The sequence below is a fragment of the Microbacterium sp. MYb72 genome (genome assembly GCF_002979415.1).
In the GTDB taxonomy this organism is placed as follows: domain Bacteria; phylum Actinomycetota; class Actinomycetes; order Actinomycetales; family Microbacteriaceae; genus Microbacterium; species Microbacterium natoriense.
Genome location: NZ_PCOT01000041.1, coordinates 13,438 through 27,007, shown reverse-complemented (window position 1 = coordinate 27,007; position 13,570 = coordinate 13,438). Strand labels below are relative to the sequence as shown.

Annotated in this window: 10 protein-coding genes; 6 read left to right on the top strand and 4 right to left on the bottom strand. The window is 70.1% G+C overall.

Translation table 11 applies throughout. The features are described 5' to 3' along the window. Positions 1-34 precede the first annotated feature (34 nt). Positions 35-874, bottom strand: a complete 840-nt coding sequence (locus CQ047_RS17125) for an endonuclease domain-containing protein (RefSeq protein ID WP_181155991.1) — start codon at positions 872-874, stop codon at positions 35-37. 246 nt (positions 875-1,120) lie between these two features. On the opposite strand from CQ047_RS17125, the gene CQ047_RS17120 reads away from it, so the two are divergent. Then, positions 1,121-1,930: a hypothetical protein gene (locus CQ047_RS17120; RefSeq protein ID WP_105677137.1), complete on the top strand. Its 810-nt coding sequence runs from the start codon at positions 1,121-1,123 to the stop codon at positions 1,928-1,930. Positions 1,931-2,048: 118 nt separating this feature from the next. On the opposite strand, the gene CQ047_RS17115 is transcribed toward CQ047_RS17120, so the two are convergent. Then, entirely contained in the window at positions 2,049-2,507 is a 459-nt protein-coding gene (locus CQ047_RS17115; protein ID WP_105677135.1) for a GNAT family N-acetyltransferase, read from the bottom strand. A gap of 153 nt (positions 2,508-2,660) precedes the next feature. On the opposite strand from CQ047_RS17115, the gene CQ047_RS17110 reads away from it, so the two are divergent. Next, complete coding sequence (locus CQ047_RS17110; protein WP_105677134.1) at positions 2,661-4,880, top strand: NADP-dependent isocitrate dehydrogenase; 2,220 nt, start codon at positions 2,661-2,663, stop codon at positions 4,878-4,880. Positions 4,881-5,131: 251 nt separating this feature from the next. On the opposite strand, the gene CQ047_RS17105 is transcribed toward CQ047_RS17110, so the two are convergent. Both CQ047_RS17105 and CQ047_RS17100 read right to left on the bottom strand, forming a co-directional pair. Further along, the gene (locus tag CQ047_RS17105) at positions 5,132-6,622 is read right to left on the bottom strand and encodes a L,D-transpeptidase family protein (RefSeq protein ID WP_223586901.1); all 1,491 of its coding nucleotides are present in this window, start codon (positions 6,620-6,622) and stop codon (positions 5,132-5,134) included. Between the two features lie 109 nt (positions 6,623-6,731). Beyond that, positions 6,732-7,136 carry a RidA family protein gene (locus CQ047_RS17100; RefSeq protein WP_105677131.1) on the bottom strand — a complete coding sequence of 135 codons (405 nt, stop codon included), beginning with the start codon at positions 7,134-7,136 and terminating at the stop codon, positions 6,732-6,734. Positions 7,137-7,217: 81 nt separating this feature from the next. Between CQ047_RS17100 and CQ047_RS17095 the strand changes: the two genes are divergently transcribed. From CQ047_RS17095 to nagB, 4 genes are all read left to right on the top strand, one after another. Then, entirely contained in the window at positions 7,218-10,466 is a 3,249-nt protein-coding gene (locus CQ047_RS17095; RefSeq protein WP_105677130.1) for a family 20 glycosylhydrolase, read from the top strand. A 79-nt stretch (positions 10,467-10,545) separates the two neighbouring features. Beyond that, positions 10,546-11,733 carry an ROK family transcriptional regulator gene (locus CQ047_RS17090; RefSeq protein ID WP_105677129.1) on the top strand — a complete coding sequence of 396 codons (1,188 nt, stop codon included), beginning with the start codon at positions 10,546-10,548 and terminating at the stop codon, positions 11,731-11,733. After that, positions 11,730-12,671 (top strand): ROK family protein, encoded by a 942-nt coding sequence (locus CQ047_RS17085; protein ID WP_105677128.1) that lies wholly within the window; start codon positions 11,730-11,732, stop codon positions 12,669-12,671. Before CQ047_RS17090 ends, CQ047_RS17085 begins: the two co-directional genes overlap by 4 nt. Further along, positions 12,664-13,443, top strand: a complete 780-nt coding sequence (gene nagB, locus CQ047_RS17080; RefSeq protein ID WP_105677126.1) for a glucosamine-6-phosphate deaminase — start codon at positions 12,664-12,666, stop codon at positions 13,441-13,443. Before CQ047_RS17085 ends, nagB begins: the two co-directional genes overlap by 8 nt. Positions 13,444-13,570: the final 127 nt, after the last annotated feature.

Sequence of the window (13,570 nt, the reverse complement as noted above, 5' to 3'; positions counted from 1 at the left end):
GTCCGGGGAGAGGCGATCGGGGGCTGGAGAGGCGTCAGGAGGGGCCCAGGTGGAGCCCGCGCGCGATGGCCTCGGCGATCAGCGCCTCGACCTCCCACCAGCGATTGATCACCTGCTCGTAGGAGAAGCGGAGCACGGTGTACCCGCGCATCCGCAGTGCGGCGTCGTGGGCGATGTCGCGCGTGCGATCGGCCGAAGAGGAGTGGAAGCTCCATCCGTCGACCTGCACGATCAGGTGTGTGCCGATGACGAAGTCGACGGTGTGGCCGGCGAGCCGCACCTGCATGCGCAGCCGCACGCCCCAGGCGCTGAGGCGCACGTGGAAGATGGTCTCGAGCGAGGAGTCCGTTCCGGGGCGCAGGTGGGCGGCGCAGCGCCTAGCCACGGCATCCCGCCATCGGACCTGGCGCAGCGAGTCGATCGAGACGCGCTCGACTCGGGCTGCGCTCTCCCAGATCGCAACCGCCTGATCGAGCGGGAAGCACCGGGCAGCATGGGCGAGCGCGTCCTCCGTGCGTGCGAGCACCCGGCGCGGGCGGGAAGGACCGAGCGACGCGGACCAGTGCGCGATGACCGGGATGCCGGGCGTTGCGGCGTTCGGACGAAGGTGCACGTGCACCTGCTCCGCCGCTCCGGGCGGCACCCACCAGCCTCGGCGCCGCGCGAGCGACACGCACGTGAGTTGCCCTCCCGCCTCGGCGGCGTGCACGAGGTCGGACGGGGCATCGTGCAGAGCGATCCATCGCGCCCGGATGCGACGCACGGCGTCCGTTCGGATGGCGGCGCGGATGCGTGACACGGTGAAGCCGGCATCCAGGGCGTCCGCGCGGTGGGCGATGCCATCGCGCTGCCGCAGCCAGGTGATCAGATCCATGGGGATCACTCTGGCGACGTCCGACGCTGCGGCGGGGCGCCGATGGGTGATTGTGGAGAGATCCGGCGTTGCGCCGAAGTGTGAACGAGAGGTCGCGCGGCCGTGTTTTCGGACGGATGCCCGTTTCGAGGATGATTCTCTCGGGATAGGCCGAGAAACCGGCATCCGTCCGAAAATCGTGGTGGGGCCGGGCGCACGTCGAGGCCGCACAGGACCTGCGCGCGAGTCGCTGGGTACGATCGAGTCATGGACCCCTTCCTGTTCGTGGCGGAGTGGTGGTGGATCGCGCCGTCAGCCCTCGGCGCGGGAGCCGTCGCCGCGGTCGGGACGATCGGGATGCGTCGCCGCACGCGGAGATCCGGACGCCGCCTCGCCGTGGATGCCGCCCGTCATGACCTGACGACGGCCCAGCGGACCGTGACCGATCGACGGACGGCTCTGAAGCTCGCTCGTGCCGATCACGCCCGCATCGCCGCCGAGCGGAGCGCCCAGCGCGCGAGCGCCGACCAGCTCGCGGGCGCTCGGCGGATCCTGCGGGAGCGGGAGCGCGACCTCAAGGCGGCCCACGCCGATGCCAAGGCGAGCAGGGTGCGGCTCAGCGCTGCGAAGGCGGCGGTTCCGGCAGCTTCCGCTCCTCGTCCGCTGGAGATCCTGCGCGCGGAGCACGACGCGATCGTCGCCCGCTGGATGCGCTACGAGACCGACCCCGCCCTGCAGATCACCTACCCCGCGATGACCGACGTCAAGCAGCCGTCGACAGCGGCCTACCTGCGCGCGGCCGGCCGGGCGAACGAGCTGCGTCGTGCGGTCGAGCATCGCGCGACGCCGGCCGACTTCTCGGCCTACCGCGAGGCGGTCTCTGATCTCGAGCGCGCCTTCGAGGCTGCAGAGCACAGAGCTCACGTCCTCGCGGGGGAGTCGCCGACCGCCGCGGCCTGGCAGGACGCAGCGCAGGACGTGCTCGCGCGTTCCGCCGATGCGATCGATCGCGCGGCGGGGGCGGCGGCATCCGTCATCGCCGCGTGGACGACGCGCGGTCGCCGCGACGACCGCTGAGCCGGTCCGGCCTGCCGTCCGAGCACCGCGCGCAGGATGACGCACGGACGATGCGTCACCGCCGGTCTAGGGCGACGGAGTCTCGATGGGGGAGGGGATTCGAGACCCCGCCGCCGGTCTAGGAGGTGATCCGGATCTCGCCGACGACCTCGGCGTAGGCGGTCTCACCGACCGGAGTGAAGCCGACGCGAAGGAAGAACGCCTCGGGTCCGCCGTCGCCGGCCTCGTAGATCACGTTGACGTGGTCGAATCCGCGCGCGCGTGCCTCTTCGATGAGCTTCTCGACCGCGAAGCGGCCGACGCCCTTGCCCTGGCCCTCTGCGTCGACGTTGATGCGCCACAGCACGGAGCGGAAGTGCTCCTCGGGGGCCTCGGGGTCGAAGTTGGCACTGACGAAGCCGACGACGGTATCGCCGTCGAGGACCACGCGCTGCCAGGAGGTCTGCGGGTTCATCACCGTCGCCGCGATCCCGTACGAGACGGGGGCGAGGAACTGCTCCTGTCCGGGCTTGAGCGACAGGTTGTTCACGGCGACGATCGTCGCGGCGGAGAGTTCGACCATGCGCAGTTCGGACATGATCCCAGGCTAACCCCTCGCGGGCGCACGCACACGCAGCCGGGACACATTTCCCAACGGCGGATGGATGCCGGACCCGGCGGACAGCGGGCGCAGGGTCGCTCAGGTATCTTGGTATCGAGACAAATCACCCCGTGAACGGAGAACCTCCCGGTGACCGACGACGCCATCATCTACACGCACACAGACGAGGCTCCGGCACTCGCCACGGCTTCCCTCCTCCCGATCATCAAGGCCTTCACCGGCCAGGCGGGAATCGAGGTCGAGACCCGTGACATCTCGCTCTCCGGTCGCATCCTCGCCGCCTTCCCCCAGAAGCTCGCTCCCGAGCAGCAGGTGGGAGACGCTCTCGCAGAGCTCGGCGGCCTCGCGACCCTGCCCGAGGCGAACATCATCAAGCTGCCGAACATCTCGGCATCCATCCCGCAGCTCAAGGGCGCCATCGCCGAACTGCAGGCCGCGGGCTACGACATCCCCGACTTCCCCGACGAGCCGAGCTCGCTGGAGGAGAAGGACGTGCGCGCCCGCTACGACCGCATCAAGGGCTCCGCGGTCAACCCCGTGCTGCGCGAGGGCAATAGCGACCGCCGCGCCCCGCTCGCGGTGAAGAACTACGCCAAGAAGCACCCGCACCGCAACAAGCCGTTCGCCGAGGGCTCGAAGACCCGCGTCGCCACGCTCGGCCACGACGACTTCAAGCACAACGAGCGCTCCTGGGTCGCCGCCCACGACGACGTGCTCAGCTTCCGCCACACGGCCGCTGACGGCACCGTCACGGTGCTGAAGGAGGGGCTGAAGGTCCTACCGCGCGAGATCATCGACGCGACGTTCCTCTCGGCATCCGCACTCGACGCCTTCCTCGCGGTGACGCTCGAGACGGCGAAGGCCGACGACGTGCTGTACTCGGTGCACCTCAAGGCCACCATGATGAAGGTCAGCGACCCGATCATCTTCGGCCACGTCGTGAAGGCGTTCTTCGCCGACGTGTTCGACCAGTACGGCGAGCAGCTGGCGGCCGCGGGCCTGAACGCGAACGACGGACTCGGTTCGATCCTCGCCGGGCTCGCGAACGTCACGGGCGGCGCCGAGATCGCCGCGGCGTTCGACAAGGCCATCGCCGCGGGTCCGCGTCTGTCGTACGTGAACTCCGACAAGGGCATCACGAACCTGCACGTCCCCAGCGACGTGATCGTCGACGCCTCGATGCCCGCGCTCGTCCGCAACGGCGGCAAGCTGTGGGGCAAGTCCGGTGAAGAGGCCGACACTCTGGCCGTCATCCCCGACTCCTCCTACGCCGGGGTCTACCAGGCCGTGATCGACGACGTGATCGCGAACGGCCCGCTCGACCCCGCCACGATCGGCACCGTCCCGAACGTGGGGCTCATGGCGCAGGCGGCCGAGGAGTACGGCAGCCACGACAAGACCTTCGAGATCGCCGCCGCCGGCACCGTGCAGGTGCTCGACAGCGAGGGCACCGTGCTCATCGAGCACGAGGTCGGCAAGGGCGACATCTGGCGCGCGACCCAGACCAAGCACATCCCCGTCATGGACTGGGTGAAGCTCGCCGTCGGTCGTGCCCGCGCCACGGGTGCTCCCGCCGTGTTCTGGCTCGACGCCAACCGCTCGCACGATGCGCAGATCATCGCCAAGGTGCACCAGGGTCTGGCGACCCTCGACACCAAGGGCCTCACGATCACGATCCTCGCCCCCGAGGAGGCCACGCGCTACACGCTCGCGCGCATGCGTCACGGCCTCGACACCATCTCGGTGACCGGCAACGTGCTGCGCGACTACCTCACCGACCTGTTCCCGATCCTCGAGGTCGGCACGTCGGCGAAGATGCTCTCCATCGTCCCGCTGCTCGCGGGCGGCGGTCTGTTCGAGACCGGTGCGGGCGGCTCCGCGCCGAAGCACGTGCAGCAGCTCGTCGAGGAGAACTACCTGCGCTGGGACTCGCTCGGCGAGTTCTTCGCGCTCGCGGCGTCGCTCGAGCACTTCGCCGACCGCACGGGCAACGAGAAGGCGCGCGTGCTCGCGGAGACGCTGGATGCCGCGACCGGCACGTTCCTCGAGGAAGACCGCTCGCCCGGCCGCGCGCTGGGCACGATCGACAACCGCGGCAGTCACTTCTACCTCGGCCTGTACTGGGCACAGGAGCTGGCGGCGCAGACCAAGGACGCCGAACTCGCCGCGGCCTTCGCCCCGATCGCTGCGGACCTCGCCGCGAACGAGGAGAAGATCGTCTCCGAGCTGAACGCGGTGCAGGGTCAGAAGGTCGAGATCGGCGGCTATTACCGCCCGGACGACGCGCTCGTGACCGCCGTCATGCGCCCGTCGGCCACGCTGAACGGGATCGTCGACGCCCTGGCGTGATCTGAACGACGAGAGGGACCGGATGCCGAGAGCATCCGGTCCCTTTCTTTGTCGATGCGGGCCCAAAGGACGCAGCGCCGTTTTTCGGATGACCCGGGGGATAACCTCCGAGAAACGGCAGATCATCCGAATCTCGGATGCATGGGGGTCGGTCGCCGTCGATGTGCCCGAGCGGTCGACGTCGCCTCAGGTCGCGCGAGCACATACGAGAGAGCGCCCGCCGGTGAACCGACGGGCGCTCTCTCAGCTGCTCAGTAGTGGACCGAGACCTCGACGCCGTCCGGCGCCCAGTCGTACACCCACTTCGCGGCGGAGATGGGCATGTTCACGCAGCCGTGGCTCATGACCCGTCCGAAGTTGTTGTGCCAGTACGTGCCGTGGAACGCCTGGTCTCCGTTGAAGTAGGTGACCCAGGGGACGTCCTTGGTGATGTAGTCGGCGCCCTTCATGTCCTGGATGCGCACGTGCGCCCGGATCGTGAAGTTGCCGGTCTGCGTCTCGTGCCCTGCGGCCCCCGAGGAGATCTTCCAGGAGTTGACCAGCTGGCCGTTCTCGTAGAAGCTCGCCGTCTGGGTCCTGAGGTTCACGTCGGCGGTGCGCACCAGGTTCACGGACTGGAACGGCGTCTCGGTGACCGTGAGCGGGTAGATGCCGTCGCCGCTCTCGAGCTGAGTCGCGAAGTCCGACGCGATGTCGGAGGTGTCGCCGATCGTGCGTCCGTTGACTCCTGCGGTCTCAGCGCGCAGCACCTTGCCGGCCGAGTTGGTGACGTTCGCCGCGTTCACCGGCGCCCGGTCGACGAGACCGGGCAGGGTGTCGACGGTCGCCTGGATCAGCGCGGGGTCGGCCTCGATGCTGAGCTTCCCGTCGGTGTCGACGACCTTGAGCCAGCTCGCTGCGGTGGCGGCGTCGACGGGAACGGTGCGCTCATCGCCGACGTAGAAGCCGATGGTGCCGAGCAGCGTGTTCAGCGAGGTCGCGATCGTCGTGGCGTTTTCGTCGGTGACCGCCGCCATTGCGGGCGTCGGGTCGCCGGAGAACTCCAGGTTCTTGCCGCCATCGGACACGGTCTCGGAGATCGCGGCGGCGAGGTCGTCGACGTCGATCGCCGTGCCCGCCTCGGCCGGGGTGACCGCATAGGCGCCGGTGGCGGGGTCGAAGGCGACGGCCGCATCGACCGGGTCGACGAAGCTCGACGGAACGGCGTCGCGCAGTGCGGCCTCGGACTTCGCCTGGTCGAGGGTGATCGTGCCGGGAAGGGCGGCGCCCCACGCGGTGACGTTCCACATGGGGTTCGACGAGAAGGCCTTGTCGGCGAGCTCGCGGGCGTCGATCGACGCCCCGAGGTCGGCGCCGGTCAGCACGGCGTCGTCGCCGGCCCCGGTGAGCGTGATCTTCGTCTCGGCGACGTGGGCGCTGATCGCGTCGGCGGCGGCTCCCGGCGTCATCCACCCGACGGACACGCCGGCGACGGTGGTGCCGGGGGCGATGAGGATCATGGACGCCGCGCCGGCTCCGAGAGCGAGGACGCCGACGCCGAGGCCGATCCAGAGTCCGAGGCGCTTCTTCTTCGGGGCAGGTTCGATCGGAGCCCAGGCGAGAGGCTGCTCGCCATCGGTGGGCGGCAGGGCCTGCGTGGGCGCGTCGTCGGCGGGCGAGACGGACGCGGGACCCTCGCTGGGCGCGGTGGCATCCACCAGCTTCCCTGTCGCAGCGTCCGGCGCTGAAATCAGATCGGTCACGAACTTCACCCCCCGGCTCTCACGTGGCTCTTTTGTCCACTAATTGTACGGGATCGCAGGTAACGAGGAGGCAACGGAAAACCCCAGGTCTCCTGCGATCCCGCAGAGGTCAGCCGACGACCGCGAGTCCGTCGATCTCGACCAGCATCTCCTCGCGCGGAAGACCGGTGAAGACGGTCGTGCGGGACGGCAACACTCCGCTGGTCGTGTGCGCCGTGACGAAGGCGCCGTAGGCCTCGTTCATGATCGGGAAGTCCTCGCGCGTGGTGAGGTAGACGCGCAGCATCACGACGTCGTCGAAGGTCGCTCCCGACGCCTCGACGATGGCCTTGACGTTCTCGAGGGTGCGCGTGGTCTGCGCGGCGACGTCCCCGGGGAAGAGGTACTCGTTGGTCACCGGATCGACCGGACCCTGCCCGGAGACCTGGACGATCGGGCCCTTGCGGACACCCTGGGAGAACGTGTGTGCGGGAGCGGGGGCGGCGTCGGTGGAAACGCGGGTCTTCACAGTCATGGCTCAAGACTAGTAGCGTTGTTAGATGCCTGTACTAATTCCGAACGCCGTTCACCTGTGCGCGCGAGCGGCGGTGGCGGGATGCTTCTGAGCTCGGAGAAGCCGGTACGGGTCTATCGGAACGCGACGGTCGTCGACGGCACCGGCGCCCCGCGCTTCCTCGCGGATGTCGCGATCGAGGGCGCCAGACTGGTCGCGCTGAGGCGCGACGGTCTCGGCGGCGATGTCGAGCTTCCACCCGGCGCGGTGGAGGTCGATGCGACCGGTCTGGTCCTCGCGCCCGGATTCATCGACATGCACGCGCACAGCGAGCTCGCCGTGCTCGAGGGCGCACGTCACGATGCGAAGATCCTGCAGGGAGTGACGACCGAGGTCCTCGGCCAGGACGGGCTCGGCTACGCGCCGCTCGACGAGGCGACGGCATCCGTGATCCCCGCGCAGATCGCGGGCTGGAACGGCATGCCGGCATCCGTTCCGTGGCGCACGATGGGCGACCTGCTCGATGCGATCGACGCCGCAGCGGTGGCGAACGCGGCCGCCCTGGTTCCGCAGGGCAACCTCCGGATGATGGTCGTCGGCCACGAGAACCGGAGGGCGACCGCCGGTGAGATCGCCGCGATGTCGGATCTGCTCGGCGAGGCGCTCGACGCGGGCGCGTTCGGCATGTCTAGCGGGCTCACCTACACCCCGGGGATGTACGCCGACACCGCGGAGCTCGAGGCGCTGTGCCGCGTGGTCGCCGAGCGCGGCGGATACTGGGCTCCGCACACGCGCAGCTACGGAGGCGCCGCCCTCGACGCCTACCGCGAGGCGATCGAGATCGGCCGCCGCACGGGCTGCCCCGTGCACCTCACCCACGCCACCATGAACTTCGCACCCAATCGGGGGAGGGCGGTCGAGCTGCTCGCGCTCGTGGACGCGGCGATCGCCGACGGCGTCGACGTGACGCTCGACACCTACCCCTACCTCCCCGGAGCCACCACACTGGCGGCACTGCTCCCCAGCAGGCTCTCCGAGAGCGGCGACCTGCTCGCTGCGATCTCCGCGCTGGACGACGATGGTCGAGAGGCCGTGCGCGTCGAGCTGGAGGACATCGGCTGCGACGGGTTCCACGGTGAGAAGGCCGATTGGAGCGCGATCCAGATCTCCGGCACGACCGCGCCGGAGCTGGCCGACCTCGTCGGGCGCACGGTGGAGGAGATCGCCGCGGGCTCCGGGCGGCGCCCGGTCGACGTCGTGCTCGACACGATCGTGCAGGATGCCGGAGCGACCGGCATCCTCATGCACATCGGCGACGAGGACAACGTGCGTGCGATCATGGCGCATCCGCGCCACAGCGGGGGCAGCGACGGCATCCTCATCGGCGCCAGGCCGCATCCTCGCGGGCGCGGGACGTTCGTCCGCTATCTCGGGCACTATGTGCGGGAGCTCGGCGTGCTGACGCTGGAGGAGGCCGTGCGCCATCTCGCGGGGACACCCGCCTCCCGGCTCGGGCTCGACCGCGGCGATGCGCCGCGTGGGGTGATCCGCGAGGGCGCCACCGCCGATCTGGTCCTGTTCGATCCCGAGACGGTGGCGGCCGGAGCGACCTTCGAGTCGCCGAGGGAGGCCCCGATCGGCGTCGTCGAGGTGCTCGTCGGCGGCGTCCCTGTCGTCGAGCGGGGAGCCGTCACGGGTGCGACGCCCGGAGCGGCGCTGCGGATGCCGCCCGCTCCGCACCGCGCGACGGTCCCGCTCGTGCGCAGCGTGATCGATCCGTCGGCCCCGGGGTTCGTCTGGACATCGGCCACGCCGATCATCGCCTCGCCCGATCTCGCATCGAGCGTCGCCCGCCTCGGCGGGGAGGCGGGCGGCGGGCTGCCGGGGATCCGTCTGCGGATCGACGAGTCGCTCGCCGCGGCTCCGGACGCCGAAGGGCGCATCGGGACGGAGGCGTTCCGCATCGTCGTCGCCGCCGACGGCATCGACGTGTGCGGGGCGAGCCCTGCGGGGGTGTTCCGCGGGGTGACCGTGCTGCGACAGCTGCGCGAGCCGGGAGCGGACTCCGCGCGGATACCCGCGGGAACGTGGGAGGGGTCGCCGGCGTACGGCTGGCGCGGTGCGATGCTCGACGTCGCGCGGCACTTCCGTCCGACTGAGGACGTGCGCCGTCTGATCGATTTGCTCGCTGATCACCACCTGAACGTGCTGCATCTGCATCTCACCGATGACCAGGGATGGCGTTTCGAGGTGCCGGGCTACCCGCGGCTGGTCGAGGTCGGCGCCCGTCGCGAGGCGACGCAGCGGGGTCACGGCGTCCTGGCGACCGTCGAGCCGGGCGTGCATGAGGGCTTCTACACGGATGCCGAGCTGCGCGAACTGGTCGCCTACGCCGCCGAGCGGTTCGTGACGGTCGTGCCGGAGGTGGAGCTGCCCGGCCACATCCAGGCGGGTCTCGCCGCTTACCCGGAGCTCGGCAACCTCGACGTCGGAGAACCGCCGTCTTCGGCGTGGGAGCGCTTCGGAGTGAATCCGCGCACGCTCGCGCCGACGGACGCGTCGCTGGCGTTCGGCTACGCGGCCATCGACGCGCTGTGCGCTCTGTTCGACTCACCCTGGATCGGCATCGGCGGTGACGAGGTGCCGGTCACGGAATGGGCGGAGAGCGCCGCAGCGGGGGAGCGGATGCGCGAGCTCGGGCTCGACGATCCGCACGACGTGCAGCCGTGGTTCACGGCGCACTTCGTGGAGCGGGTGCGGCGCAACGGCCGCACGGCCCTCGCCTGGGACGAGGTGCTGGAGGGAGATGTCCCGGACGGCGTGGAGATCCTCGCCTGGCGCGGACCCGCCGCCATGCGTGAGGCGCTCCGCCGCGGCATCCCCGTGATCGCCTGCCCCGATCTGGAGGTGTACCTCGACTATCCGCAGTCCGATTCCGAAGAGGAGCCGATCAGGGTGGGGCCGCCGCTCACGATCGAGCGGGCGTACTCGCTTCGGGTCGAGCCGGGGGCGGCGGGCGGCCAGGCGAACATCTGGACCGAGCATCTGCCGACCAGGGACCGCGTGGACTTCTCGGCCTTCCCCCGCCTGTCGGCGATCGCCGAGCGGCTGTGGGAGGGTGGGGACTCCGGTGACGTCGCGGACTTCTCGCGACGCCTGCCGACCCATCTCCGCCGCCTCGCGCAGGCGGGGGTGCGGTATCGTCCCCTCGACGGTCCGACTCCCGCACAGCGTCGCCCAGGCATCCCCGGGAAGCCGCTGACGATCGCTCAGCGTGAGGAGATCGTCGCGGGACTGGTCGAACGTCTCGTAGAGAGGGCGGAAGCGGCGGCGACATCATCGCCGAAGTAATGTAACGTTTTGGTAACCCTCGTTCCGCACCGTGTGGCGGGGGTTGCGTAAATTTTGTTCGTAAGGTCTACTAACAAACATGTCCGTATCGGATGAAACGCGTCCTCCATCGTCGTCAGACTACGCCGGTGCGAACACTCACGCCTTCGGGCCCGGACGTCACCTGCGCTCCCGTTCCAAAGTGCTCCCCGAGCACGCCCGCGGGCACAACCGTGCCCTCGTCCTGCAGACGCTCTACCACGCGGGGGCGATGAGCCGGGCGGACCTCTCCAGGGAGACCGGACTGACCCGCGTGACGATCTCCGACCTCGTCGCCGAGTTCATCGCCGACGGCATCGTCGTCGAGATGGGCATCCGTGAGACCGTGGGCCCTGGCAAGCCTCCGATCCTGATCGACATCGATCGCGTCGGCCACCAGATCGTCGGAATCGACCTCTCGGGTCCGAGCGCCTTCGTCGGCGCCGTACTGAGCCTCGACGGCGACGTGCTGGAGCGCCGTGAGGTGCCGCGCCCCGAGGCCGCAGACGGCGCCGCCGCCTATGCGGCGACGCTGGAGCTCGCCCGCACCCTCGTGGCTGCGGCGACGCAGCCGGTGCTCGGCGTCGGCCTCGGCACCCCCGGTGTCGTGCGCCCCGACGGGCTCGTGCTCAGCTCGCCGAACCTCGGCTGGACGAACCTGCCGCTCGAGGCCAAGCTCGGCATCGACCTCGATCTGCCCGTGCTGGTGCGCAACGACGCCAACGCCGCCGTCCTCGCCGAATACACCTTCGGCGAGGCGAAGGCCGACTTCATGCTCATCAAGATCGGCCGAGGAGTGGGCGCCGGTCTGATCACCGGCAGCCAGCCGCTGCTGGGCAGCCGCTTCGCCGCGGGCGAGATCGGCCACGTCGTGGTCGGCACCGACGGCGGCCCGCGCTGCGCGTGCGGCAAGGACGGATGCCTGGAGGCCTGGCTGAGCGTCAGCAGGCTCAGTGCCGCGATCGACGCGACCCCCGAGTCGCGCGACGAGATCCTGCGCGACGCCGGCACCCGCATGGCCATCGGCATCGCTCCGATCGTCGCCGCGCTCGACCTCTCCGAGGTCGTGCTGTCGGGCCCTGCCGAACTGCTCGACGGGACCCTCATCGACGCCGCCATCGAGACCCTGCACGCCCGCACTCTGGAGGGCGTGTTCGAAGACGTGGAGATCCGCCTGACGCAGCAGGACGACATCGTCCTGCGCGGAGCCGCGGTGATGGTGCTCTCCAGTCAGCTGGGAGTCTCGTGACCGCGAGGCCGGTCCGGGTCGGCCTCGACGTCGGTGGGACCAAGATCGACGCCGTCGCGGTGGGGGAGGACGACGAGATCATCGGGCGCGTCCGTCGCCTGAGCGGATGGGGCGGCGAGGAGGTCGTCGCGAACGTCGTCGACGCCGTCACCACGCTCGCCGCGGAGTCGGGCCTCGACCTGGCCGACATCGGGTCGGTCGGAGTCGGCATCCCCGGACTCGTCGACGAGGAGTCCGGTCGTGTGCTGCACGCCGTCAACCTCGGCGTGGAATCCCTCGACCTCGCGGAGCTCGCGAGCGCCCGTCTCGGCATCGGATTCCGGGTGGAGAACGACGTCAAGGCCGCCGCCCTCGGCGCTGCGGTGCTGCGCGGAGCGGCGGGATCGATGGCGTACCTGAACCTCGGCACCGGCGTCGCCGCCGGCATCGTCGTCGACGGCCGGATCTGGCGCGGCTCCCGCGGCACGGCCGGTGAGGTCGGCCACCTCTCCGTCGACCCGAACGGCAGACTCTGCGGATGCGGCCAGGTCGGCTGCGTGGAGACGCTCTGCGGCGGCGGTGCTCTGGCCAAGGCCTGGGGCCGCCCCGGGGCGCTCCCCGTGCGGGACATCCTGGATGCCGCGGAGTCCGGCGACCCGCTCGCGCTCGCCCTCCGTGCCGACCTCTTCGCCGGGGGCGCTGCCGGAGTACGTGTCCTCGTCCTCTCGGCGGACGTCGACAGGGTCATTATCGGCGGTGGTCTCACCGCCCTCGGAGACCGTCTCGAAGACGGCATCCGCTCTGCTCTTCTGGCCGGCGCTGCATCGTCGCCGTTCATGCGCTCTCTCCACCTGGATGAGAGAATCGAGATGCTCCCCGCCGGGTCTCCGGCGGCCGCTTTCGGCGCCGCCCTCGTGGGCGCGTCCGTCCCTTCGAAGGAGATCGTTTCCCATGGCTGAAGTCGTCATCGTCGAGAACAAGGAAGCCGCAGGGGAGCTGGTCGCTGCCGAGATCGTCGAGCTGATCACCGACCGTCCGGATGCGGTTCTCGGACTCGCCACGGGCTCGACGCCGCTGCCGGTCTACCAGGCCCTGCGCTCGCGGCTCGCCGGTGTCGACGTCTCGCAGGTGCGCGGCTTCGCCCTCGACGAGTACGTCGGCCTCGACCCCGCGCACGTCGAGAGCTACCGCTCGGTGATCACCCGGGAGGTCGTCGAGCCGCTCGGACTCAACCCTCAGCGCATCCACGTGCCCAACGGCGCCGAGGCGACCATCCAGCACGCGGGAGAGGACTACGAGGCGGCCATCACGGCGGCGGGCGGCGTCGACCTGCAGATCCTCGGCATCGGCACCGACGGACACATCGGGTTCAACGAGCCAGGCTCGTCCTTCGCCTCCATCACGCGCGTCAAGACGCTCACCGAGCAGACCCGCGAGGACAACGCCCGCTTCTTCGACTCGATCGACGACGTGCCCCGCCACTGCATCACCCAGGGGCTCGGGACGATCCTGCGGGCGCGGCACCTCGTGCTGCTCGCGTTCGGGGAGGGCAAGGCGCAGGCGGTGGCGGATGCCGTCGAGGGGCCGCTCTCGGCGATCCTCCCCGGATCGGCCATCCAGCTGCACCCGCACGCGACCATCGTCGTGGACGAGGCCGCCGCGTCGCGCCTGAAGCTCGCCGACTACTACCGCTACACGTTCGCGAACAAGCCGGCCTGGCAGGGCATCTGACCTGAACCCGGAGCGTTTCGTCTCGGTCGCTGCGCTTCCTCGCTCAACGACCGGGGAGCTCGACTCGAGTCCGCTGTCGGTCGTTGAGCGAGCGGAGCGAGACGAAACGCGGGGAGGGCGGCTCGAG

Excerpts from the sequence above, each read along its gene's own strand:
- CQ047_RS17120 (WP_105677137.1), top strand. The coding sequence starts at position 1,121 with ATGGACCCCTTCCTGTTCGTGGCGGAGTGGTGGTGGATCGCGCCGTCA.
- CQ047_RS17100 (WP_105677131.1), bottom strand. The coding sequence starts at position 7,136 with ATGACTGTGAAGACCCGCGTTTCCACCGACGCCGCCCCCGCTCCCGCA.
- CQ047_RS17090 (WP_105677129.1), top strand. The coding sequence starts at position 10,546 with ATGTCCGTATCGGATGAAACGCGTCCTCCATCGTCGTCAGACTACGCC.
- CQ047_RS17095 (WP_105677130.1), top strand. The coding sequence starts at position 7,218 with ATGCTTCTGAGCTCGGAGAAGCCGGTACGGGTCTATCGGAACGCGACG.
- nagB (WP_105677126.1), top strand. The coding sequence starts at position 12,664 with ATGGCTGAAGTCGTCATCGTCGAGAACAAGGAAGCCGCAGGGGAGCTG.
- CQ047_RS17125 (WP_181155991.1), bottom strand. The coding sequence starts at position 874 with ATGGATCTGATCACCTGGCTGCGGCAGCGCGATGGCATCGCCCACCGC.
- CQ047_RS17115 (WP_105677135.1), bottom strand. The coding sequence starts at position 2,507 with ATGTCCGAACTGCGCATGGTCGAACTCTCCGCCGCGACGATCGTCGCC.